Genomic DNA, 25,034 nt, shown 5'->3' with positions numbered 1-25,034 from the left:
TGCGGGGGAGACAGCGGCTAGCATAACGAAACGGCCTCCCGAGGGAGGCCGTTCGTCGTCAGCGATGCGCCAGTGCTCAGGCGGCGAACAGCGTGCGCATCTTCTTCATCGCGTTGGCCTCGACCTGACGAATCCGCTCGGCGGACACGCCGTATTCGTCGGCCAGATCCTGCAGCGTGGCCTTGTCATCGTCGAGCCAGCGGCGCTGGACGATGTGGCGCGAACGCTCGTCGAGATGTGCCAGCGCGTCGGTCAGGTTCTGCATCTGGTTGTCGGCATGGTCGGCGTCGGACACGTTCTCGTAAGGGTCCGCGCCCTCGTCGATCAGGAACGCGGCCGGTGCCGGCTTGGCATCGTCGTCGGCGTCGGTCGGCGCCTCGAAGCCGATGTCGCGACCGGACAGGCGCGACTCCATCTCGCGCACCGTCGCCTCGGGCACGCCCAGATCCTTTGCCACGGTGCTGACCTCGGCGGCGTTCATCCAGCCCAGGCGCTTCTTGCTCTTGCGCAGGTTGAAGAACAGCTTGCGCTGGGCCTTGGTCGTGGCCACTTTCACAATGCGCCAGTTCTTCAGGATGAACTCGTGCATTTCGGCGCGGATCCAGTGCACTGCGAAGCTCACCAGACGCACGCCCTGATCCGGGTCGAAGCGCTTGACCGCCTTCATCAGGCCGATATTGCCTTCCTGGATCAGGTCGGCCAGCTGCAGGCCGTAGCCGCTGTACCCACGCGCCACGTGCACCACAAAGCGCAGGTGCGACATCACCAGCTTCTTGGCCGAGGCGAGATTCGCCTCTTCCAGATAATCGCGCGACAGCGACTGCTCTTCTTCCACCGTCAGCACCGGAATGCGGTGAACGGCCGAAATATACGCATCCAGGCTGCCTACGACGCTAGGCAGTGGCAGGCTGGCGGTCACCAAAGATTGAGACATGGGTCGAACCTCCAAAACTAGGGTGTCAATTTAGCACTCGCCATCTATGAGTGCCAAAGGCCGCACAAGTTCTCGGCCTTTAATGAACTAGATGGTACAACAAATGCTCCGGCAAGTCCATGTCAACGGGATAAACGAAGATGACAAGATAAGCCCGGCCATACCGGTGACATGCAAATGCTGCAACTGCAGCATGAACCTGTGAACGTGTACGTGGCGCTAGTGCGGCAATTCATCCTGCGGCACGCCGCTGGGTAGCGGTTGCCTCTGCGCTGCTGGCGTGTCAACCGGATCGGCATCGAACCGTTAAAGTTCGGTTGTTGCCGCTACCCTGTCGACCATTACTGATGACGGCTACGCGCCGTTCGGGAAGACGCTGTTTTGATCAATGCAAGCGCTTTAGCCATGACCCACACCCACCTGGCCGCACGCGCATGAGCGGCCCGGCAACCGCGGCGGCTGGACAACCGCCGCGCAAGCGACGGGGACTGTGGGTCGCGATTCTGGTGGTCGTCATTCTTGTGGTTGTGGTGGTTTTCCATCTGCTCAACGGCAAAAAAGCCCGGGTCGGCGCACCGGCACAGGTGGTGAGCGTGGCCACGGCAACGCTCGGCAGCATGCCGGAAACCCTCAGCGAACTGGGCACGGTGACGCCGATCGCCACGGTCAACGTGCTGCCGCAGCTCAGCGGTTACCTCACGGCCGTGGGGTATAAGGAGGGCCAGGACGTGAGCAAGGGTCAGTTCCTGGCGCAGATCGATCCGCGCCAGTATGAAATCAGCAAGCAGCAGGCGCAGGCAACGCTGGCGAAAGATCAGGCGACGCTGGCCCAGGCCCGTTCCGACCTGGCCCGTTACGCCCAGCTGCACGCGCAGAAGTCGATCGCCGAGCAGACCTACAACGATCAGAAATTCACCGTGCAGCAGGACGAGGCCGCCGTGCAGGCCGATCGCGCCAGCATCGCGCAATACGACCTGGATCTCACCTACTGCCACATCACCGCCCCGGTGGCCGGCCGCGTCGGCCTGCGTCTGGTCGACCCCGGCAACTACGTCACCCAGTCGACCTCGCCGGGCATCGTCACCATCACCACGATGAAGCCGACCACGGTGCAGTTCACCGTGCCGCAGAACGCGCTGGGCAAGGTCCTGACGCATTTCAGGAACGCCAGCGCGTCGCTGCCGGTGACCGTGTACGACAGCGACAACACGCGGCAGATCGCCACCGGCGCGCTCTACGCGCTGGGCAACCAGATGGCGACGGGCACCGGCACGGTGAATCTTCGCGCCACGTTCGCCAATGACGACGAGGCGCTGTTCCCGAACGAGTTCGTCAACGTCAAGCTGCTGGTGGACACGCTGCAGAACGCGGTGCTGGTACCGACCCCGGCCGTGCAGAGCGGCGCGCCCGGCGATTACGTCTATCTGGTGGGCAGCGACAACACCGTGTCGGTGCACAAGATCACGCCGGGGCCGAGCGACGGACAGAACACTGTGATTCTTTCCGGCCTTTCCGCCGGTCAGCAGGTGGTGACCGACGGCATGGACCGTCTCAGCGACGGCGCCAAGATCAAGATCGCTTCCGCAAAGTCGGCCAGTCCTGCACAAGCTGCCAGCAGTGAGGTGCCAGCCTCCGCCGGCACCAGCGCACAGCCGCCGCCTGGAAAGCGGAAACACGCCTCCGCCGACAGCGCCTCGTAACCGGCAGGCAGGCAATTCGATGAATATTTCCCGCCTGTTCATCCTCAGGCCGGTGGCCACATCGCTGCTGATGATCGCCGTGGTGATGGTCGGTCTGGTCGCGGTGAAGTTTCTGCCGGTGTCGTCCCTGCCCGACGTCGATTACCCGACGATCCAGATACAGACCTTCTACCCTGGTGCCAGCCCGACCGTGATGGCCACCACGGTGACAGCGCCGCTGGAAGTGCAGCTGGGCGAGATCCCCGGCCTGCAGCAGATGACGTCGAGCAGTTCGGCCGGCGCCTCCGTGATCACGCTGCAGTTCGATCTGTCGCTCAATCTCGATATCGCCGAGCAGAACGTGCAGGAGGCGATCAACGCGTCCAACAGCCTGCTGCCCACCGGACTGCCCGCGCCGCCGACCTACGCCAAGGTCAATCCGGCCGACCAGCCGATCCTCACGCTGGCCGTCACCTCCGATTCCATGTCGCTGCCGCAGCTGCAGGACGTCGCCAACAACCGGCTCGGTGCGAAGATCTCCGAAGTGTCGGGCGTCGGTTTGGTCACCCCGGCCGGCGGCAATGTGCCGGCCGTGCGCGTGGAAGCGGACCCGCAGAAGCTCGCCGCCTACGGGCTCAATATCGACGACCTGCGCTCGCTGATCGCCAACGTCAACGTGAGCCAGCCCAAGGGCAACTTCGACGGCCCGAATCTCGACTACACGATCAACGGCAACGATCAGATCCAGGACCCGAAGGATTACCTCGCCACGGTGGTGGCGTACCAGAACGGCGCGCCGGTGTATCTGCGTGACGTGGCGCGCGTGACCCAGTCGGCGCAGAACACCGAGCAGGGCGCCTGGTACAACACCACCCAGGCGATCGTGCTCAACGTGCAGCGCCAGCCGGGCGCCAACGTCATCGCCACGGTCAACCAGATCAAGCAGCAGCTGCCGCAGCTGGAATCCACCCTGCCCGCGGGCATGAAAGTCGAGATCGTGTCGGACAGCACCGGCGTGATCCGATCATCCGTCTCCGATGCGGCATTCGAGCTGATCCTGGCGATCGTGCTGGTGGTGCTGGTGATCTTCGTGTTCCTGCGCAACGTGCCGGCCACGATCATCCCGAGCATTTCGGTGCCCGTTTCGCTAATCGGCACGCTGGCGGTGATGTACCAGCTGGGTTATTCGATCGACAACCTGTCGCTGATGGCGCTGATCATCGCCACCGGCTTCGTCGTTGACGACTCGATCGTGATGATCGAAAACATCGTGCGCTATCTGGAGGAAGGCCGCACGCCGCTCGAAGCAGCGCTGGAAGGCGCCGGACAGATCGGCTTCACCATCCTGTCGCTGACCATTTCGCTGATCGCGGTGCTGATCCCGCTGCTGTTCATGGGCGGCGTGATTGGACGTCTATTCAGCGAATTCGCGGTGACTCTTGCCGTGACCATCGTGCTGTCGGGCATCGTCTCGCTGACTCTGGTGCCGATGCTGTGCGCGCGCCTGCTGCGTGCGCAGGTCGATCGCCACCCGAGCCGCTTCGAGCGCATCAGCGAAGGCCTGTTCGACAAGACGCTGGCAGGCTACGAGCGCGGCCTGCGCTTCGTGATGGCGCGGCAGACGCTTACGCTGCTGGTGTTTCTCGGCACGCTGGCGCTCACCGTCATTCTCTACATCGTGATCCCCAAGGGCCTGTTTCCCACGCAGGACGTGGGCGTGATCCAGGGCATCAGCGTCGCCGACAATTCGGTGTCGTACAAGGCGATGGTGCAGCGGCAGTCGGCGCTGGCCGAAGCGATTCTGAAAGATCCCGATGTGGCCGGGCTTACGTCGTACGTCGGCATCGACGGCACCAACACCACGCTCAACAACGGCCGCTTTCTGATCAATCTGAAGGATCGTGGCGATCGGTCGTCGACCGCTGCCGAGATCGCCAGGCGCATCCAGACCGAGGCGGCGAATGTTTCGGGCATCAAGCTGTTTCTGCAGCCCGAGCAGGATCTCACGCTCGACACCACCATCTCGCCGAACCAGTACCAGTTCGTGCTGCGCGGGCCGAGCCAGCAGGCCTTCATGCAGTACGTGCCCGATCTGGTCGCACGCATGAAAAAGATTCCGTCGATCACCGACGTGACCAGCGACTTGAATAACGACGGCCTCAGCGTCAACGTCGAGGTCAATCGTCAGCTGGCCGCGCGCTACGGCATCACCCCGGCCACGATCGACAACGCGCTGTACGACGCGCTCGGCCAGCGCATCGTCTCGACCATCTTCGACCAGTCCAGCCAGTACCGCGTGATCCTGGTCGCCAAGCCCGAGAGCCTGCCGACCATCGAATCGCTGGGCAATATCTACCTGCCAAGCCAGACTGGCAGCAGCGGCCAGGTGCAGTTGAAGGGTATCGCGGCGATCCAGATCACCAAGTCGCCGCTGGCGATCAGCCACCTGGCGCAGTTCCCGTCAGTGACCATCTCGTTCAACCTGGCCAAGGACGCCTCGCTCAGCAAGGCCGTGGACGCCGTGAACCAGGCCGAGCAGGCGGTGCATCTGCCGTCGTCGATCACCTCCTCGTTCCAGGGCGCCGCGCAGGCGTTCCAGGACTCGCTGTCGAGCGAGGTGTATCTGCTGATCGCGGCGCTGGTGGCCGTCTACATCGTGCTCGGCGTGCTGTATGAAAGCTTCATCCATCCGGTGACGATTCTCTCCACCCTGCCCTCGGCCGGCATCGGCGCGCTGCTGGCGCTGATGATCGCGGGTGAGGATCTGGACGTGATCGGCATCATCGGCATCGTGCTGCTGATCGGCATCGTGAAGAAGAACGCGATCATGATCGTGGACTTTGCGCTCGAAGCCGAACGCGAGCACGGCAAGTCGCCGGAAGAGGCGATTTTCGAAGCCTCGCTGCTGCGCTTTCGCCCGATTCTGATGACCACCCTGGCAGCCATGCTCGGCGCGCTGCCGATGCTGCTGGGCACCGGCACCGGGTCGGAGCTGCGGCGGCCGCTGGGCCTGGCGATCATCGGCGGCCTGACCCTGAGCCAGGTGCTGACGCTGTTCACCACGCCGGTGATCTATCTGCTGTTCGACCGCCTGTCGCTGCGTTTCCGCCGCAAGCCGACGGCACCTTCCTCCGGACCGTCGTCGGATCAGGCGATCGAGCACCGCCCGTGAGCGCGCGCCGATGAGTATCCCAGGCGTCTTCATCAAGCGGCCGGTGGCGACGACCCTGCTCGGCGTCGCGATCCTGCTGTCCGGCCTGCTGGCGTATTTCCAGCTGCCGGTGGCGCCGCTGCCGAACATCACCTTTCCGGTGATCGTGGTGCAGGCGAGCATGGCCGGCGCCAGCCCCGACATCATGGCCTCGACCGTGGCCGCGCCGCTGGAGCGCCGCCTCGGCACCATTGCGGACGTCAACGAACTCACCTCCACCAGCACGGTGGGTTCGGCCAGCATCGTTATCCAGTTCGGTCTGAATCGCGATATCAACGGTGCCGCCCGCGACGTGCAGGCGGCCCTGCAGGCCTCGCGCGCCGACCTGCCGTCGACGCTGCGCAACAACCCCACGTATCGCGAATACAACCCGTCCGACTCGCCCATCATGGTGCTGGCGCTGACGTCGGAAACCCTGACCCGGGCGCAGCTGTACGACTCAGCCGATTCGGTGATCCAGCAGCAGCTGTCGCAGGTCGACGGCGTGGGCCAGATCACCCTGGGCGGCAGCGCGCTGCCGTCGGTGCGCGTGGAACTGCAGCCGGACAAGCTCAACAGCTATGGCATCGGGCTGGAAGACGTGCGCGCGGCGATCAGCGCCGCCAACGCGAACAGCGCCAAGGGACACATCGATCAGGGCGACCAGCGCTTCGAGGTCACCTCGAACGACCAGATCAACAAGGCCGCGCCCTACCGTGATCTGGTCATCGCCTATCGCAATGGAGCGGCGGTCAAGCTGCGCGACGTCGCCGACGTGCTGGATTCCGCGGAGAACATTCGCAACGCCGGCCTGTACAACGGCAAGGATGCAGTGCTGGTCATCGTGTTTCCGCTGCCCGGCGGCAATATCGTCAAGACCGTCGCGCAGATCCGCAAGGTGCTGCCCTCGATCGAGGCCACGCTGCCCCACGACGTGCACGTCGGCATCGCCATCGACCGTTCGCAGTCCGTCAACGCGGCCGTGGGCGACACCGAGCGCACGCTGTTCATCGCCGTGCTGCTGGTGATCGGCGTGGTGTTCATTTTCCTGCAGTCGCCGCGCGCGATTCTGGTACCCGCCGTGGCGCTGCCGCTGTCGATCATCGGCACGTTCGGACCGATGTATTTGCTCGGCTACAGCATCGACAACCTTTCACTGATGGCCTTGACCATCGGCACCGGTTTCGTGGTGGATGATGCCGTGGTGGTTCTGGAAAACATCGTGCGCCACGTCGAGGCCGGCATGGATGTGCGCGAGGCGGCGCTGGTGGGCAGCGCCGAGGTCAGCTTCACGGTGATCTCGATGAGCCTGTCGCTGATCGCGGTGTTTCTGCCGATCCTGCTGATGCCCGGCATTGTCGGCCTGCTGTTTCACGAGTTTGCGGTGACGCTGTCCATCGCCATCATGATCTCGCTGGTGATCTCGCTCACCATCACGCCGACCATGGCGGCGTTCGTGCTTAACCGAAAGACGCTGCACTCCAAGGCGCGCTGGGCGCTGTGGTACGAGCGGCAGTTCACGCGTTTCCAGAACGCGTATTCCCGTTCGCTGACCACCGTGCTCGATCATGCGCTGCTGGTCGGGCTGACATTGATTGGTCTTGTCGTGTTGAACGTATTCCTGATCAAGCTGCTGCCGTCGACATTTTTTCCGGAGCAGGACAACGGCATCCTGATAGGCCAGATCATCGCCGACCAGAGCATTTCGTTTCAGGCGATGGAAAAGAAGCTGGCCCAGCTGCAGGCTATCGTGAAGAAGGATCCCGCGGTCGAATCGGTAGCGGGTTTTACTGGCGGCCGCGCGCTCAACAGCGCCAACGTCTTCATCGAGCTGAAGCCGCTGGCGGAGCGGAAAATCTCTGCCAGCGAGGTGGTGGATCGGCTGCGGCCGAAGCTCAACGGCGTCTCGGGCGCCAAGCTGTTTCTGCAGGCCGCGCAGGATCTCCATATCGGCGGACGCTCGTCCGCGGCGGAATACCAGTACACGCTGACCAGCGACGACCCCACCGCGCTGTTCACCTGGGTACCCAAACTGGTGGACGCGCTCGGCAAGCAGCGCGGCCAGATGTCCGACGTCAACTCGGACCTGCAGCAAAACGGCCTGCAGATTTACATCAACATGAATCGCGCCACGGCAGCACGCTACAACTTTGCGCCCAATCAGCTGGACACCGTGCTGTATGACGCCTTCGGCCAGCGCACCGTGTCCACCGTCTACAACCAGCTCAACCAGTATTACGTGGTGATGGAAGTGGCACCGAAATACTGGCAGTTCCCGCAGATGCTCGACCGCATGCGCTTCAGCACCGCCGCCGGCAACGCGACCGGCACGGCGCAGACGCAGATGTCCAGCAAACTGGTCAAGGGCGTCACCGCCGAGTCGGCCGAAAACGCCACGCAGACCTCGTCCTCGACCAACGCGCTCAATGCCAACGCGCAGGCGAACCAGCTGACCAATGCGATCTCCAACGCCAAGGGCGGCAGCTCCAGCGGCAGCGCGGACAGCACGGCCGCCGAGACGCTGGTGCCCTTTCCCGCGCTGGCCAGCTACGTGAGCAATCACACCGCCACGCAGGTCAGCCATCAGGGCGGTCTGGTGGCCGCCACCATTTCGTTCAACCTGCCACCCGGCGGTTCGTTGAGCAAGGCCACCGAAACGATCAATCAGGTCTCGCAGCAGCTCGGCCTGCCCGCATCGATTCACGGCAGCTTCGCCGGCGCCGCGCAGGTCTATGCGCAGTCGATGTCGAGCATGCCGCTTCTGATTCTTGCTGCACTGGGTGCCGTCTACATCGTGCTCGGAGTGCTGTACGAAAACACCGTGCATCCGATCACCATTCTCTCCACCCTGCCCTCGGCCGGCATCGGCGCGACGCTGGCGCTGCTGATTTTCGGTACGCCGTTCTCGGTGATCGCGATGATCGGCATCATCCTGCTGATCGGCATCGTCAAGAAAAACGCGATCATGATGATCGACGTGGCGATCCACCTGCAGCGCGACGAGGGCTATGAGCCGCAGCGGGCGATCCACGACGCTGCCGTGGTGCGCCTGCGACCGATCATGATGACCACCGCCGCGGCCGTGCTAGGCGCCGTGCCGCTGGCCATCGGCATCGGCCAGGGTGCGTCGCTGCGCCAGCCGCTCGGCATCACCGTGATGGGCGGACTGATCCTCAGCCAGGTCTTCACGCTGTACACCACGCCGGTGATCTACCTCTACCTCGACCGCTTGCGCGCCAGGCTGGCCCGGTGGTCGGACACGCTGCCGTGGAACAAACGATCGGACGTACACGTATGAACACAAAGATCCCACTGACGGCTCTAGCCGCTTCGCTCGCCCTGCTCCTCGGCGGCTGCATGGTCGGCCCCGACTACCAGCGGCCGAAGATCGCCGTGCCGACGCAGTACAAGGAACTACCCGGATGGACGGTGGCGCAGCCCTCCGCCGCCGCGCCCAAGGCCGACTGGTGGACCGGATTCAACGATCCGCTGCTTGACCAGCTCGAACCGATGGTGTCGGTGTCCAACCAGACCGTGCGCCAGGACTACGCCAACTACCAGCAGGCGCTGGCCGAAGTGCAGCAGGCGCGCAGCGGCCTGTTTCCCACCCTTGGCGTGACCGGCTCGGGCACGCGCGAACGCAGCGGCAGCGGCAGCCTTAGTACCGGCACCGCCACCAACACGACCGGCAACGCACGCGGCCGCGTGATCAACTCCGGCTCGCTCGAAGGCAACGTCAGCTGGGCGCCCGACCTGTGGGGCAAGGTCCGTCGCACCATCGAGGAAAACAAGGCGACCGCGCAGGCCAGCGAGGCAACCCTGGCGAACGCCACCCTGACCGAACAGGTCGCGCTGGCGACCGCGGTGATCGAACTGCGCATCGCCGACGCGAACATCGACCTGCTGCAGAAAACCGTCGACACGTACAAGGAATCGCTGCGCGTGGTCGGCAATCAGGATGCGGCCGGCACCATACCGCCGTCGGATGTGATCAACGCGCGCACCCAGCTGGAAAACGCACAGTCCAGCCTGCTCGCGCTCGGCGTGACGCGCGCGCAGTACGCGCACGCGATCGCCGTGCTGGTCGGCAAGAATCCCGAAGATCTGGACATTCCCCACAGCACCGGCCTGCCCGCGCTGCCGACCGTGCCCGCCGGCGTGCCTTCTACCCTGCTGCAGCGTCGCCCGGATATCGCCGTGGCCGAACGCCAGATGGCGGCGGAGAACGCGGCCATCGGCGTTGCCGTCGCCGCGTACTACCCCAGCCTGTCGCTGACGGGCGCCGACGGCTTCTCGCAATCGCCGCTGGCCGGCCTGCTGCACGCGGCCAACCACATCTGGTCGCTCGGCGCCGATGTCAGCGAAACCCTCTTCGACGGCGGCCTGCGCCATGCCGATGTGGTCGCCGCCAAGGCCGCCTACGAAGCCTCGGTCGCCAACTACCGTGGTACCGTGCTGACCGCGTTCCAGAACGTGGAAGACGACCTCTCCGGCCTGCGCATCCTCGCCCAGCAGGGCGACGCGGTGGACGCCGCGGTACGCGACGCCCGCCGCGGCGCCGAGATCGCCTTCAACGAATATCAGGCCGGCACCGTCGACTACACCACCGTATCCACCGCCCAGGCCACCAGCCTCAGCACCCAGCAAAGCGCGCTCAACGTGCAGCAGCAGCGCCTGCTCGACACCGTCTCGCTGATCGGCGACGTCGGCGGCAGCTGGTCGGCCAGCGAGCTTGGCGATTCGGGGAAAGCCTCGGCGGCGCGGTGAATTGAAATAGTCGCGCACCATGCCGTGACCGCGGCCTTTTCTTCAAAAACGTCAAGGTCGATACATGCTGTTTGCAAAATTTGCCAAGGCACTCAAACTAAAGTTATTCGTGAGCGAAGCTGTATTTTCCAATCCGCGCCAACCAGGCAAATCGATGTAGGTCGGGGGAGAGCGAAGCGATGCCCAACGTCGCGCCTGAAGCTGCGCTGGCCATCGCCGTGCCATCGATATCGCCGTCTCAAATGTCGACCGCATTTCCTTGAAGACGCTTCACACGCCGGGCGAACTCAGGACAATTGAAGCGTCAGCGACCTGCTTTACGTCGCCTCCAACGCCGACACCAGCGCCCTCAGCCCCTCGTGATAATGCGCCTGCAGCGACTCACTGGCGCTCGCTTCGCCGTCGCCCAGCGGTTCGAATTCGCAGGACCACATGACGGTGCTGCCGCCGTCGCTGTCGGTGACGTGGAGGGTGGCGCGACAGTTGTTGACCGGTACCTTGCCATCAACCACCACGTAGACGTAGCGGCGCATGGCGTCGCTGCGGGCCTCAAGCCGTTCGACCGCACGGCTGCCGTCGGCATAATGGACGGTACGGATGCGCCCTTCCCAGGACAGATCCACGCCGCGGACCTGCGGATGCCAGCGATGCAGGCCGCCGAAATCGCCGATCATGGCCCACACGAGATCGGCCCGGTTGGCCAGGTGTTGCACGACCCGAACCTCGGTCATACCTCCTCCCTCGCTGCATCATCCGGCCCGAATCTCAAGCGCGGAAAACAGCCCTGTGGTCGATCCATTCCCTCGGCAAACGGCCTTGCGGAGAGATCACGCCGGGGGCGGACACAAGAACGCACGCAAAAGCCGAGCCAACGAATCCTCGTCTGTGGGCACGCGGCCCCAGGCTCTGGAGCGCGACAGGACACTTGCCCACTGTCGCCGTTCTGGCACAGACGCAGGTGACACTTCGTGCCAAATGTTGCGCCGCAGTTTGCTTATGTTGCGCTGCAGTTTGCTTACCGCTGAGCGCGGGACCATTCTTCAACACTATCGATCCAAACGACAACATCATGGGCTGGCCGCGTGGCAAATCGGACACGGCTGTCCGGCGTCGAGGGAGCCACGAATGAATCGCACTATGCAGGTAACGCACGCGGCATCGCATGTCGATGGGATGTTGCTGGAACGACTGGGCAGCATCGACGTGGCGCCGCACGTGACCAAATCCTGGCAGCGCTGCGTGGAGGATTTCGGTACCGCACCCGACGCCATTCGTGCGACACCGGTACTCAACGCCCAGGCCGTGCGCGAGCGGCAGCAGCAGTTCGGCGAATTGCTGAACGTGGCCAAGGCCGAAATGGAAAGCCTGTACGAGATGATCGCCGGCTCCGGCTACGCGGTTATCCTAAGCGATACCGACAGCGTGATTCTTGGCGCGATCACCGATCCGACGCTCACACGCGAATTCCGCGATGCGGGCCTGCGCATCGGCGCGATGTGGAGCGAGCAGTACGAGGGCACCAACGGGCTGGGCACCTGTCTGGCTGAGGGCGTGCCGGTCACCGTCTACCGCGACGAACATTTTCGCCGCTTCAATATCGGCCTGTCGTGTTCGGGGGCGCCGGTGGTCGACGCGCAGGGCAAGGTGCTCGGCGTGCTCGATGCGTCCACTGTGAATGCGGGCGATACGCGGCTGATCCAGCGCCATACGATGGCGCTGGTCAACATGTCGGCCAACCTGATTTCGCGCTGTCGGTTCATGCGCGAATGTGCCGCGACCTGGGTCTTGCGCTTTCACAGCCGCCCGGAGTTTGTCGGGCTGTTGCACGAGGCGCTGCTGGCGGTGGGCAGCGACGGCATGGTCCGTGCGGTGAACGACAGCGCGATGGCGCAGCTGGGCATGTCGCGCGCGCAGCTGGTCGGCAAGCCGCTGACGTCGATCTTCCCGTTCGATTTCGAAACCCTGCAGCGCCGCGCCGCCACCGATGCCTCGCTGCTCTGGCCGGTGCGCGACGTGGCCTACGGACGCCGCTTTTTTGCGCGCGTGCGCACGCCAACGACGCAGTCAACCAGCACGTCGCGTCTGCCACGAAAGGAAACCAGCGGCGTACAGGAGACCACCCGCCAGCATGTCGTCGCCGATGCACGCATGCAGCACAACATCCACTGCGGACATCATCTGTTCGGCCGCAAGGTGCCGCTGCTGCTGCAGGGCGCGACCGGCACGGGCAAGGAGGCGTTTTCGAAATCGCTGCATCTGGCCAGCGCCTGGGCGGATCGTCCCTTCGTGGCGGTGAACTGCGCCGCGATTCCGGAGGCGCTGATCGAGAGCGAGCTGTTCGGCTACACGCGCGGCGCATTTACCGACGCCGCGCGCGAAGGTCACCTGGGAAAGATCCGGCAATCCAGCGGCGGCACCCTGTTTCTCGATGAGATCGGCGACATGCCGCTGCACATGCAGACGCGCCTGCTGCGCGTGCTGGAAGAACACGAGGTCGTGCCGTTGGGCGGCGAACAGGCCGTGCCAGTGGATCTGCACATCATCAGCGCGACTCACCACGACCTGCTGCAGATGGTGCAGGCCGGCGAGTTCCGCGAGGATCTTTACTACCGCCTCAACGGCATCACCCTGCAGCTGCCGACGTTGCGCGAACGCACCGACAAGCGCGAGCTGATCACCGCACTGCTGGCCAACGACGATAGCGACGAGCCGGTTCCATCGATCGAAGACGACGCCATGCAGCTGCTGCTGGACTATCACTGGCCGGGCAATATCCGCCAGCTTCGCAACACCCTGCGCACCGCCGCGGCGCTGTGCAGCGACAGCGTGATCCGGGTCGGCAATCTGCCGCACGAAATCACCGAGAGCGGCGTATCGACGTCTGCCAGCCACACGAGCAAGGATGCCGCAGCGCCGCTGCAGTCGGCCGAACGCGATGCGCTGCTGCGCGAGCTCGAGCGCCTGCACTGGAACATCAGCCGCGCGGCCAGCGTGCTGGGCGTCAGTCGCAATACGCTCTACCGCAAGATGCGCAAGCACGATATCGCCCTGCCCGGCTGATCAGAAAGTCACGCGCACGCCGCCGTAAACCGCGGTCGGTGACGCCGGGCTGTAGAAACGGTTGTCGACACCAGGGCCATTGCTGACGCCGTCGGCCGGCACACCCGGCGCACCCACGCCCGTCGGATCGCTGTAGATGCCGTACGTGGCATATTTGGCGTTGAACACGTTGTCGATGGAACCAAACAGCTCCACGTTTTTGGCGACCCGATAACTCGCGTGCAGGTTCACCACGTGATACCCCGGCAGCGGCTTGTTCTGGTTCGACTCATCGCCGAAGTAGTACGCGCTGCTGACGACAATGACCTGCGCACCGAGCTTCCACTGCGGCGTGACGGCATAGTCCACGCCGGCCTTGACCCGATTCTTTGCAATGCCCGGCAGGCGGTTGCCTGGACGCACTTCGATATTGCCGTTCGCGTCCTGAAACGGATTGGACGGCGACGGCAGCTGCAGCGCGGACTGGAACGTGGCGTCGACATAGCTGTAGCTGAAGTAGGTCGACCACTTGTCGGTGGTGTAGTTGAAGCCGGCTTCGATGCCTTCGCGCCGGGTCGAGCCGATGTTCTGATAGAAGCCGCTGCTGACCGATGTGGAAATGCCGTAGATGTCGTCGAACGAGTTGGTGCGAAACGCACCGAGGTTCCACGTGAAAGCGCCGCCAGAAAAAGCGTCCGGAATGTTTCCGCGCAAACCGAACTCGGCCGTGTGCGCCACCACCTGACGCAGGTTCGGCGGATCGCCGGCGAGGTTTGACGGCAGCAGGCACGGCTTCAGTGGATCGGAGCATTCGATTTCGCTGGCCGTTGGCGTGCGTGTGCTGGTGGCGATACCGGCGTACGCGGTGAGGGTCGGTGATAGTTTGTAGGTACCGCCGACGGCCGGGTTGAAATGGCTGAAGCGGTTGTTGCCATTGAGGCTGGTGCCGCGCTGATCCTGCAGATCGATGTGCGCCACGTCGTAGCGGCCGCTGGCGGTGAGCGCGAGATCGGGCGTCAGGTTGAACGTGTCGGTGACATAGCTGCCGATATCGCGATTGTTGGCGGCGAGAATCACCGGCACGGCACCGAACGCCGAGCTCTCCGGCGTATCCGCATAGAGGCTGGACGGCAGCACCACCAGCTGCGCATCGATAACGCCGATCTGCGCACCGGAATAGAAATGGGTGTGCGCATAGTCGAACGCCGCACCGGCGGTGAACTGATTGTCGTGCCCGAAAATCGACTGATCGTTGCTGATCTGCAGCGTGGCGCCGTGGCTGTAGGAATTGATGGTCTCGTAGTCGTTTTCGCCGATCGGCACCGTGCCGCCCTGCGAAATATCCGGCAGATTCTGGCCCGCTGCGTTGTTCACCGGCGTCACGCCGTCGGACTGGCACAGCGAGCCTGCCAGGGCCGCATCGGTGCAGGCGGAGTAATCGGTGCCGTTGCCATTGGACACGCGCTGAGTGAACTGGCGGTAATACAGCACGCCCTGAACGGACCAGTTGTCGGTAGCCCTGTAGGTGCCGTTCAAGGTGACGAAGTTGAGTTCGTTGTCGTTGGCCTGCGGGCCTGTGAACACCAGCCGTCGACTGACGGCCAGCTCCTGCGCCGGCGCCGAGCCCTGGCCGTTCAGATGGTTTTCCGCATGCGTATAGCTGAGGTCGAGCGAAAGCTTGTCCGTGCGCAGGCTGAGGTCGGTATAGAACTGCCGCAGTGCATCGGAAGAGAAATCGCGCCAGCCGTCCGAGTTCAGCGTCTTGGCCGCCGCGTAGATCCCGAACGTGCCGTTGTTGGCCCCGTACTGCGCACCCGCAGCGCGCTGACCGAACGAGCCGCCGGAAAGCTCGAGTTCGCCGCCGGTAGTGTTGAAGCCGTTTTTCATGTCGACCGAAATCGCGCCGCCCAGCGCGTTCAATCCATACACGGGATTCGAACTGACCAGCTGCACGCGGTTGATCGCCATGTCGGGGAACAGATCCCAGTTGACCGTATCGCCGAACGCCTCGTTGATGCGCACACCGTTCTGATACACCGCCAAACCCTGCGGTGTGCCCAGCACCGGCGACGCCTCGAAGCCGCGATAGAGGATGTCCGGCTGATACGCATCGTTGAGGTTGTCGTTGATGCTGACGCTGCCGAGCTGCGAATTCAGCGCCTGGGTCAGGCTGGCCGAACCGTTGCGCGTGAGGTCGGCGGCCGACAGGCTCTGCACGTTGCCGGGCACCTTGTCGGCATCCAGCGCCGCGCCGCCCGGTACGGCGGTAGCCTCAACAACGACGGTGGCCAGCTGCTTGGCATTGATCGGCGCCTTTGGATTGGAGCTCTGCGGCGCCGCTGCACCAGCGGTTGTTTCGCTGCTGCTCGGCGCCTCTTGCGCTTGTGCGAAGCCGGCGCCGGCCAATGCCAAAAAGACCAGCGCCCGCGGCAAGGCCTGCACGCGGCTACGTGCACTCATCGCGGCATGGTTGTTCGTGACATGACCCATCGTATCTGGTTCCCCAAGCTTGTCGGTTTGCCGGTCAACGCATGTGTCTTGCGCGATGCAACGGCGTGCAAATACCTTCGGCAAAACTAAAGCAGCGCAAGCCTTTTTGACTACGGGAAGAACTCCCGAATGCCGAACCGCTACCATGCGCTGAGTCCCTGACAGCGAGCGGCCACCGCATGCGTCTATCGCGATTTCTGATGCTGCGCATCGCGGCTGTTTCGCTCGCCATGATGGCGTGCGCGCTGCTGCTGGCGCTGTGGCAGGCTCGGCTGAACATCGCGCGCGAAGAGCGCGGGGCTACGGAGACAGCCCGCCTGTTCGACGAGCTCGATGGCCTGGAGAGCGGACCGGCGGTTGATATTGACGCGCATCTCGGCGCACTGCGTCAGATCAGCGCGCAAGGCCGGCTGCGGCATCTGCAGCTACGCCTGCAGGATGAGCGCGGCAACGATCTGCTGCCGCGGACGTCCGAAACGCCCACACCGCTGCAGCGCGGCTACGCGTGGCTGCTGCCGCCCGCCTATGGCGGCGTCAAGCCCACCACGCCGCAGTGGAACCTGCAGCGCGCGGACGGCCGGCGCTATCACGTCACCCTGCTGCTCGACCCGGGCAGCGAGCGCAGCGAATCGCTGACCGATATCGCCGGCCTGCTCGGCCTCCTGCTCGGCTACGGTGCGCTGACGCTGTTAGCCGTCTACGTGGCGCTGCGGCTTGCGCTGCGGCCGATGCGCAAGATCCTCTACGCCATCGGCCAGTATCAGCGCGATCGTTACGACTATCGGCTGCCGCCGCTGCGCCTGCTGGAGCTGCACACGATTGCGCAAGCGCTCAACCACATGGCGCAGTCGCTGGCGTCATCGCAGGAAGCGCGCCGCCGGCTCGACCTGCAGCTGCGCAGCCTGCGCGAGGACGAACGCAGCAGGCTCGCACGCGAGCTGCACGACGAGCTGGGCCAGCGGCTCACGGCGATGCGAGCGGACACCGCATGGCTGGTGCGCCGCAGTCTCGGTCAGCCGCCGCTCGCCGATGTCGCCAACGCACTGGCCGAGCACTGCGAGCACGTACAGCACGCCTTGCGCGATCTGCTTCAGCGCCTGCGCGCGCGCAAGCCGTACGAGGATGAGGACGAACCGCTGCCCCTGCATCGACTCCTGCGGGAGCTGGTGCAAAGCTGGCGCGAGGTGCCCGATCAGCGCACGCATTTCGAACTGGACATGCTGATCGACGAGCATGCCGTCGGCGGCGATGTGGCGCTGACGCTTTATCGATTGACGCAGGAGGCGCTCACGAATATCGCGCGCCATGCCCAGCCCACGCGCGTCGTCATTCGGCTCGCGCTGCACGACGACGGTCGACTGGAGTGGTCGGTGAGCGACGACGGCAACGGCCTGACCGATCCGGGGCAGGCCGCGTACCGTGGCAATGGCCTGGTGGGCATGCGCGAACGCGTGTGGGCGCTGCACGGCGAGATCGACATGTTCGCCACGCATCCGGACAGCCCACGACCGGGGCTGACCATCCGCGCGCGATTGCCGCTGCAGCCTGTATCGGCGAAGCCGCCAGCGAACGATCGACTCGCTCACGGTGAGCCGGATGATCCTTCCTGAAGCCTCGCGATGGCGTCGGCGGTTTGCTCAGGGAGCCGGGGCAAGCAGCCCGCAGGTCTGCGCGTAACGATACATTTCCAGCGCGCTGTTCAAGCCCAGCTTGTGCCGAACGATGGTTTGATAATTGGCCGCCGTCTTGACGCTGAGGCAGCGCTGGCTGGCGATCTGCTCCACCGCAATGCCCTGCGCCAGCAGCAGGAAAACGTCGAACTCGCGCGGCGACAGCTGTTGATGCGGCAGTTCGCTATCGGCTTTGCGCATCGCCGCCGCGATATCGGCCGAGAGCACCTGCTCGCCGGACGCTACCTGATGCACCGCATCGATCAACGATTCGGGCGGGCTGCTCTTGGTGAGGTAGCCGCTGGCGCCGGCCTTGAGCAGCTGCGCGGCCAGCACCGGGCTGTCGTGCATGGTAAAGATCAGCACGCGCAGCCGCGGCACGCGCTGATGCAGACGTTGCAGGGTGGCCAGACCGCCCTGGCCCGGCATCGAAAGATCGAGAATCAGCACGTCGGCCGGATGCTCGGACAGCCACAGGTAGGCGCTTTCGCCATCGGCGAATTCGGCGACGACCTGCAGCCCCGGTTCCAGCTCCAGCAATCGCCGGTATCCTGCGCGTACCACCGCGTGGTCGTCGGCAAGGACGACCCGCAGCGCGGGTTTGGCGGTGCTTTCCAATGACGCGTTCTCAGCCGGCGTAGGCCGTGCCCTTGGTTTTGGCCACATGCGCAGCAATGGCGTCCATCAATGGCGGCGACAGACAGTCGTACGGCGTCAGGCCCAGCTCGTTGAGACGGCCGCGCACCGCGTCCATCTTGCTCGGGTCGTAGCCCTGCTCGATGATCGAGGACACGAATGCGGCAAACGTCGGCGCCGACCAGCCCTCTTCGGACGACAGCTCCGTGTGCACGAAGTCCAGGCCGTGAAACGGATGCCCGGTGTCCTCGATGCGGCCGATCATGTGCGTGCCGCAGACCTTGCAGGCGTGGCGCTGGATGGCCGCTTTCGGATCGACCACGGCGAGCTTGTCGCCGTTCTCTTCCACGCTGACCTTGTCGCGTGCGACGACAGCGATCTGGGCGAACGTCGCACCTTTGGGCTTCCAGCATTTGCTGCAGCCGCAGACGTGGTTGTGAGCGGTCTGTGCGCCCACCTTGACCTTGACCGGCTTGTCGCTGCAATGACAGCTCAGCGTGCCGCCGGCGAAATTGTCCTTGCCCTGCTTGACGCCGTTATCGACCGCGGGATGAATATGCGTTGCCATGGTGTGTCTCCTTCAATGGTGTCGCCGGTTTGGACTGGCCCGAGTCACTGGCCTGCACGGGTAGTGCCGGCAACGTAATGCTGCCGGTGTATGTCGTTGCAAACGGCGATGGGCATGCCCACCGCAGCTGCATATGCGTGATGAGCGAGAAACGGGGCATGGCCCAACGCCTTGCTCGGGGTGCGGTCAACCTTCTGGCTTCTGGCAGGCGATGGCCTTCCAGAACTTTTCGGGATCGCCGCGCAGATCAAACTAGCCGCCAGCGGCCTCGTGGTCGGAACGAGGGACATCGATCAGTAGTGAATGACGGAGCGGATGACCTTGCCCGCGTGCATCAGCTCGAAGGCGTCGTTGATGCGCTCCAGCGGCAGTACTTCGGTGATCATCTCGTCGATCTTGATCTCGCCCTTCATGTAGCGATCGACGTAGCCCGGCAGCTGGCTGCGGCCTTTCACGCCACCGAACGCGCTGCCGCGCCACACGCGGCCGGTCACCAGCTGGAACGGGCGCGTGCTGATCTCCTGCCCCGCGCCGGCCACGCCGATGATGACCGACTCGCCCCAGCCCTTGTGGCAGCACTCCAGCGCCGAGCGCATCACGTGCACGTTGCCGATGCACTCGAACGAATAGTCCACGCCGCCGTTGGTGAGATCCACGATCACCTGCTGGATCGGCGTGTCGGGGTAATCCTTCGGGTTGATGAAGTCGGTCGCGCCGAGCAGCTTGGCCATCTCGAACTTGTCGGGGTTCATGTCGACACAGACGATGCGCGAGGCTTTCGCCATCACCGCGCCCTGCACCACCGACAGGCCGATGCCGCCCATGCCGAACACAGCCACCGTGGCGCCCGCTTCGACCTTCGCCGTATTCAGCACCGCGCCGATGCCGGTGGTGATGCCGCAGCCGAGCAGGCAGACCTTTTCCAGCGGCGCGGCCGGATTGATCTTGGCCAGCGAGATTTCCGGCAGCACGGTGTATTCGCTGAAGGTGCTGGTGCCCATGTAGTGCAGGATCGGCTTGCCGTTCATCGAGAAACGGCTGGTGCCGTCCGGCATCAGGCCCTTGCCCTGGGTGATGCGGATCTTCTGGCACAGGTTGGTCTTGCCCGACAGGCAGTATTCGCACTCGCCGCATTCGGGCGTGTAGAGAGGAATCACGTGGTCGCCCACTTTCAGCGACGTCACGCCCGCACCCACCTCCTCGACAATGCCGCCGCCCTCGTGGCCGAGGATGACCGGGAACAGGCCTTCGGGGTCGGCGCCGGACAGGGTGAAGGCGTCGGTGTGGCATACGCCCGTGGCGACGATGCGCACCAGCACCTCGCCCGCCTTCGGTGCGGCGACATCCACCTCTTCGATGCTCAGGGGCTTGCCCGCTTCCCAGGCAACCGCGGCTCGTGACTTCATGATCAATCGTTCCTTATAGCCATCGACCCTCCGCCAAGGCGGGTCGTCAGGAACGTACCATGCACATCAGATGCCACATTCCGAAAACGTCTGCACGCAGTCATTCCGCCATTTGCAGCGCGCACGCCGCCGCGTCGCATGCGTGCTGTATCGGATTCGTGACAGATCAGTGTGCCGCATGCGGCACAGCCGGCATTATTGAAGTGCGCTGTGCGGTGGCTGATGACCGCTTTGCAGAAGCGGCTCAACCGCCTTGGCGCTTGTGCCGTACCGCGCCGCGTTGCGGATCGTAGCCCCAGATCGCAAGCCCCAGAAAGACGATGAGCGAGCCGGCAACCACGCCACACGCAAGCCAGTTCATCTGCCCGTACATCGCGTAGCGGATCAGATCGATGCCGTAGGTAAACGGATTGAAGCGGGCCAGCTGATAGACCACGGTGGCGCCGGATTCCTGCAGCTTCCACAGCGGATACAGCGCCGGCGAGAGGAAGAACATCGGAAAGATCACGAAGTTCATCGCCCCGGCGAAGTTCTCGATCTGCTTGATGTACACCGAGACCAGCAAGCCCAACGCGCCGAGCATGAGCCCGGTCAGGAACATCGCCGGCAACGCCAGCAACAGGCCGGGCCACCACGGCAGGTCGAGCCGGAACAGCGCGCAAATCGCGAAAAACGCATACGCCTGCAGGATCGACAAAAAGGTGCCCGCAAGCAGCTTGCACGTCAGCAATACCGAGCGCGGCAGCGGCGCCGTCAGCAGCAGCCGCATCAGGCCCATCTCACGGTCGTAGACCATCGCCAGCGACGACTGCATGCCGTTGAACAGCAGCACGATGCCCAGCAGTCCGGGCACGACGTAGACCTGATACTCGATATAGGTCGAGTACGGCGGAATCACCGAGACGCCGAAAACGTCGCGGAAGCCGGCTGCAAAAATGAGCAGCCACAGGCTGGGCCGTACCAGCGCAGAAAGCAGGCGCCCGCGCTGGTGCAGGAACTTGATGGTTTCACGCGAGGACAGCGCCAGCAGCGCCTGCAGCGCGTGGCTCACGATCGAACCGGAGCGCCTTGCCGGCACGCCTTGCTGCCACTCGGATTTCGTAGCCATCAGACCGCCTCCTCGTGCGCGACCGACGATTCGCCGGTCAGGTCGAGGAAGGCATCGCGCAGCGAACGCTGGCCAGTGCGCTCACGCAGTTCCGCCGCGGTGCCTGAAGCGATCCAGTGACCCTTGTGCAGAATGATGACCCGGTCGGCGGATTCGGCCTCGTCCACCAGATGCGTTGCCCACAGCACGCCGACGCCGCGATGCGTACACAGCGAGTGGACATACGCCACCAGCTGCTCGCGCGACGCGGGATCGAGCCCCACCGTCGGTTCATCCATCAGCAGCACCACCGGATCGTGCAGCAGTGCGCGGGCCAGTTCGACGCGGCGGCGATTGCCGCCGGAAAGCGCCCGCGCGCGATCCTTGGCGCGCTCGGTCAAACCGCTGCGCTCCAGCTCGGCATCGATGCGCGCGCGCGCGCCGCGACCCATGCCATGCAGCCGTGCGTGGAAGCGCAGGTTGGCCACCACGCTCAAGTCCAGGTCCAGCGTCGGCTGCTGGAATACCACGCCCAGGCATGCGAGCGCCTTGCGCGCCTGATGGCGCATGTCGAAACCGGCCACCTCGATGCGTCCGGCGTCGGGCACGAACAATCCGGTGAGCAGCTGAAACAGCGTACTTTTGCCGGCGCCGTTGGGGCCGAGCAGGGCCACGAATTCGCCGCGCGCCACGTGCAGTGACACGCGGTCCAGCGCCTTGACGGCGCCGTAGGACTTGCTGACCTCCTCCACCGCAAGCGCGAGTGCAGCCTGTTCCGATCGGGGCGGCGCGGGCATGGATGCCTCGCTGAGCGCATTCATCGCGTCACGCCCTGCCGCGGGCGCGCGGCCCATGGCGCCAACCAACACACCGAGGCAACAGACTTCACACACCCTCCTTGCCACGCCGGCTTTCGTCCGGGTCAGACCCGGCCATTTCGGAAAGCAGCCCCTGATGGCGTGCCAGCAGCTGACGGCTGAGAGCAGCGATCTCGGGACTGTCCAGATCATGACTATCCGTCGGCTCGACGCGATAGTCCAGTACGACGCGCGCCGGCGTATCGCCGAGAAACAGGATGCGGTCGGCGAGCACCAGCGCCTCATTCAAATTGTGGGTAACAAAAAGCACCGTTGGCCGCACGCGCGCGCACAGCCGCCGCAGCAGCGCGCGCAGCTGATCGGCAGCCAGCGGGTCGAGCGATACGAACGGCTCATCCATCAGCAGCAGCCACGGCTCGACCACAAACGCCCGCGCCAGCGCCGTGCGACGCTGCATGCCGCCGGAGAGGTGGTTTGGCCAGGCATCGCAGGAAGCGCGCAGCCCGACCTCGTCGAGCAGGCTGTCCGCGCGCGAAACATAGCTGCGATCGCGCGCCAGACGCTCGGCTTCCGCCAGCCGCACGTTCTCGCCCACCGTGAGCCACGGCATCAGCCGCGGTTCCTGGAACACCATGCCCAGGCCCGAGGGTGACTTGCCGGGCGCGGCCAACGGCGTGCCATCGTAGCGAATCGCGCCGGTGTAGTCGGCATCCAGCCCGGCAACCATACTCAGCAATGTCGTCTTGCCCACGCCGGAAGGCCCGACAATGGCGACGAATTCGCTGCCGGCGATGGTGATGTCGACATCGGCCAGCACCACGGCATCATCGAAACGTTTTTCGACGACATGGATGTGCAAGCCTTTCATTCGCGCCACCGCATCGCGCGTTTTTCCAAGGGCCGCAGCACGCCGGCTTCGATGACCATGACGACGGCTGCAAACGCCAGCGTGTACGCCAGAATGCTGGTGATATCGAAGAACTGGAAAAAGACGGACAGCTCAAAACCGACGCCATTGCTTCGCCCAAGCAGCTCGGCCACCAGCACGATCTTCCAGATCAGCGCCAGACCATTTCGGGCCGAGGCGATAAGGTACGGATAAAGCTGCGGCAAGATCACCCGGTACAACGTCGTTGTGCGCGGCACGTGATACACCTGAGCCACCGCCAGCAAACGCGCGTCGATCGCCCGCGTGCCTTCGCGCACGGTCACCACCACGACGGGAATCTTGTTGAGGGCCACGGCCACGATCACGGCGACTTCCGTGAGCCCGAGCCACAGGTAGCAAAGAATGATGATCACCAGCGCCGGTATGTTGAGCACAAGCGTCAGCGGGCCATCCAGCAAGAGGTTGAGCTTGTGCGAACGGCCCATCATGAAGCCGATCACGGTGCCCACGCTCATGGCCACGACGAACGCCGCGAGCACCCGCGCCATGGTGATGCCCAGCTCCAGCGGAAGCTGACCGCTGCGCGTGTCGCGAACCACCGCGGCGAGCACCGCGATCGGCGCGGGCAGCATGTTGCTGCCCGCCAGTCGCGCCGCGATTTCCCAAGCTGCCGCCAGACCGATCAGCGACGCGACGCGCCAGAGCCAGCCGCGCCCGTGCGGCCGGGGCAACCTCCGCGATCGCACTGCCGGATGTCGCAGCGGCCTGCCGCCGGTTCGGGGCCTGTCATCAGGACCTCCGTGATGACGGATGAAACTCATGGCCGACGAAATCCGCTCCAGAACACATCCGCCGGCAGCTCGCTCGTTCCCCCGGTGAGTTCGCCGTGGCTTTCCTCGGCGACCACATGGAACAGCTGTCCGGCGGCCTGGATTTCGGGCGCACCGAAGTGGTTGACGATGCCGTTGCGGTAACCCTGTCGGATCGCGGCGAAGACCGCATCATTCTCAGGTTTGATCTTGCTGCGCAGCGGCTGCCAGGCCGCATCCGAGCTTGCCAGCGCCTGCTTGGCATCGTAGGTGGCGGCGATGAAAGCACGCAGGGCATCGCCGTGGGTTTCCGCCCACCGCTGCGAAAACACCCAGCCCAGCAGCGGCGGGTCGGTGCGCACGCCCAGCCCCTTGAGCATCTGCTCCACCGTAATCACCGGCCGCATGCCCTGTGCAACGAGGCGTGCGCTGTATTGCCAGAAGTTGATCGCGGCCGGAAGCTCGCCGTCGAGCATCAGGTGATTGATCAGCGGCGCGGCGGCAAACTGCGCCTTCACGGCGGACTGCAGGTCAATCCCGTACGCCTTGCGCGCGTAGGCACGCGCAATCAGCCAGCTCTTGTCCACCGGGCCGCCGGCCACGCCGAAACGTTTGCCCTTGAGGTCGGCGAGCGAACGGATGCCCGCCTTCGGATTGGCAACGACCTCACCGACCGCGCGGGAAAACGGCACAAACTGATAATTCTGGCCGCGTGATCGGAGCGTCGCGACCCAGAACCAGTCCGAGACGACAAGGTCGACGCTGCCGCCCAGCAGCGCCACGTTCATCGCGTTCTCCGACGCCAGCGGCACCACCTGCAGCCGGATACCGTGCTTGCCTGCCAGACCCAGCCTCTGAACAGTGTCGATTTCCCATCCGACCGAGCCGAACTCGAGCACCCCGACCCGCAGTTCGGGGAGGTCGTGCGCACCTTCCGCGCGCGCAGCAGCACTTGGCATCATCGCGAGAAGCGCGGCAAAAACCAGCGCGAAAATGCGTGGGATGAAACGAGGCCCTGCCATGCTCACGGTTGCCTGCCAGCCTTTCATATA

17 protein-coding genes are annotated in these 25,034 nt (G+C 64.5%); 6 read left to right on the top strand and 11 right to left on the bottom strand.

Annotated features, from left to right (window positions below; genetic code table 11):
- Positions 1-76 precede the first annotated feature (76 nt).
- Positions 77-934, bottom strand: a complete 858-nt coding sequence (gene rpoH, locus ACDK93_RS02510; RefSeq protein ID WP_184508739.1) for an RNA polymerase sigma factor RpoH — start codon at positions 932-934, stop codon at positions 77-79.
- A 434-nt stretch (positions 935-1,368) separates the two neighbouring features.
- Here rpoH and ACDK93_RS02505 point away from each other — a divergent pair, with 434 nt between their 5' ends.
- The 4 genes from ACDK93_RS02505 to ACDK93_RS02490 are packed head-to-tail and all read left to right on the top strand — an operon-like array spanning position 1,369 to position 10,570.
- Positions 1,369-2,634 (top strand): efflux RND transporter periplasmic adaptor subunit, encoded by a 1,266-nt coding sequence (locus tag ACDK93_RS02505; RefSeq protein WP_458071010.1) that lies wholly within the window; start codon positions 1,369-1,371, stop codon positions 2,632-2,634.
- A gap of 19 nt (positions 2,635-2,653) precedes the next feature.
- On the top strand, positions 2,654-5,785 hold the full coding sequence (locus ACDK93_RS02500) for an efflux RND transporter permease subunit (protein ID WP_458071009.1): 3,132 nt from the start codon (positions 2,654-2,656) through the stop codon (positions 5,783-5,785).
- A 10-nt stretch (positions 5,786-5,795) separates the two neighbouring features.
- Positions 5,796-9,101: an efflux RND transporter permease subunit gene (locus ACDK93_RS02495; RefSeq protein WP_458071008.1), complete on the top strand. Its 3,306-nt coding sequence runs from the start codon at positions 5,796-5,798 to the stop codon at positions 9,099-9,101.
- On the top strand, positions 9,098-10,570 hold the full coding sequence (locus ACDK93_RS02490; RefSeq protein WP_458071007.1) for an efflux transporter outer membrane subunit: 1,473 nt from the start codon (positions 9,098-9,100) through the stop codon (positions 10,568-10,570). The genes ACDK93_RS02495 and ACDK93_RS02490 overlap by 4 nt, the downstream gene beginning before the upstream one ends.
- 317 nt (positions 10,571-10,887) lie before the next feature.
- On the opposite strand, the gene ACDK93_RS02485 is transcribed toward ACDK93_RS02490, so the two are convergent.
- Entirely contained in the window at positions 10,888-11,301 is a 414-nt protein-coding gene (locus ACDK93_RS02485; protein ID WP_458071006.1) for an SRPBCC family protein, read from the bottom strand.
- 394 nt (positions 11,302-11,695) lie between these two features.
- Here ACDK93_RS02485 and ACDK93_RS02480 point away from each other — a divergent pair, with 394 nt between their 5' ends.
- Positions 11,696-13,630, top strand: a complete 1,935-nt coding sequence (locus tag ACDK93_RS02480; protein ID WP_458071005.1) for a sigma-54-dependent Fis family transcriptional regulator — start codon at positions 11,696-11,698, stop codon at positions 13,628-13,630.
- Here the strand turns inward: ACDK93_RS02480 and ACDK93_RS02475 are convergent, their stop codons facing one another.
- Positions 13,631-16,069, bottom strand: coding sequence for a TonB-dependent receptor (locus ACDK93_RS02475; protein ID WP_458071004.1), 2,439 nt, complete (start codon positions 16,067-16,069; stop codon positions 13,631-13,633).
- 209 nt (positions 16,070-16,278) lie between these two features.
- On the opposite strand from ACDK93_RS02475, the gene ACDK93_RS02470 reads away from it, so the two are divergent.
- On the top strand, positions 16,279-17,709 hold the full coding sequence (locus ACDK93_RS02470; RefSeq protein WP_458071003.1) for a sensor histidine kinase: 1,431 nt from the start codon (positions 16,279-16,281) through the stop codon (positions 17,707-17,709).
- Positions 17,710-17,736: 27 nt separating this feature from the next.
- Here ACDK93_RS02470 and ACDK93_RS02465 read toward each other — a convergent pair whose 3' ends face one another.
- The 8 genes from ACDK93_RS02465 to ACDK93_RS02430 all read right to left on the bottom strand — a co-directional run bounded on the left by ACDK93_RS02465 (position 17,737) and on the right by ACDK93_RS02430 (position 25,004).
- Entirely contained in the window at positions 17,737-18,387 is a 651-nt protein-coding gene (locus tag ACDK93_RS02465; RefSeq protein WP_458071002.1) for a response regulator, read from the bottom strand.
- Between the two features lie 10 nt (positions 18,388-18,397).
- On the bottom strand, positions 18,398-18,973 hold the full coding sequence (gfa, locus tag ACDK93_RS02460) for an S-(hydroxymethyl)glutathione synthase (protein ID WP_458071001.1): 576 nt from the start codon (positions 18,971-18,973) through the stop codon (positions 18,398-18,400).
- Between the two features lie 293 nt (positions 18,974-19,266).
- Positions 19,267-20,379 (bottom strand): S-(hydroxymethyl)glutathione dehydrogenase/class III alcohol dehydrogenase, encoded by a 1,113-nt coding sequence (locus ACDK93_RS02455; protein ID WP_458071000.1) that lies wholly within the window; start codon positions 20,377-20,379, stop codon positions 19,267-19,269.
- Between the two features lie 244 nt (positions 20,380-20,623).
- Positions 20,624-21,487, bottom strand: coding sequence for an ABC transporter permease (locus tag ACDK93_RS02450; RefSeq protein WP_458070999.1), 864 nt, complete (start codon positions 21,485-21,487; stop codon positions 20,624-20,626).
- Positions 21,487-22,263 carry an ABC transporter ATP-binding protein gene (locus tag ACDK93_RS02445; RefSeq protein WP_458070998.1) on the bottom strand — a complete coding sequence of 259 codons (777 nt, stop codon included), beginning with the start codon at positions 22,261-22,263 and terminating at the stop codon, positions 21,487-21,489. The genes ACDK93_RS02450 and ACDK93_RS02445 overlap by 1 nt, the downstream gene beginning before the upstream one ends.
- Positions 22,264-22,351: 88 nt before the next feature.
- Positions 22,352-23,152 carry an ABC transporter ATP-binding protein gene (locus tag ACDK93_RS02440; RefSeq protein WP_458070997.1) on the bottom strand — a complete coding sequence of 267 codons (801 nt, stop codon included), beginning with the start codon at positions 23,150-23,152 and terminating at the stop codon, positions 22,352-22,354.
- Positions 23,149-23,904, bottom strand: coding sequence for an ABC transporter permease (locus tag ACDK93_RS02435; protein ID WP_458070996.1), 756 nt, complete (start codon positions 23,902-23,904; stop codon positions 23,149-23,151). Before ACDK93_RS02435 ends, ACDK93_RS02440 begins: the two co-directional genes overlap by 4 nt.
- Before the next feature lie 86 nt (positions 23,905-23,990).
- Positions 23,991-25,004, bottom strand: coding sequence for an ABC transporter substrate-binding protein (locus ACDK93_RS02430; RefSeq protein WP_458070995.1), 1,014 nt, complete (start codon positions 25,002-25,004; stop codon positions 23,991-23,993).
- Positions 25,005-25,034: the final 30 nt, after the last annotated feature.

Source organism: Rhodanobacter sp. BL-MT-08, from assembly GCF_054161255.1.
The sequence above is the reverse complement of the archived record's forward strand: the minus strand, read 5'-3'. Positions and strand labels throughout refer to the sequence as shown.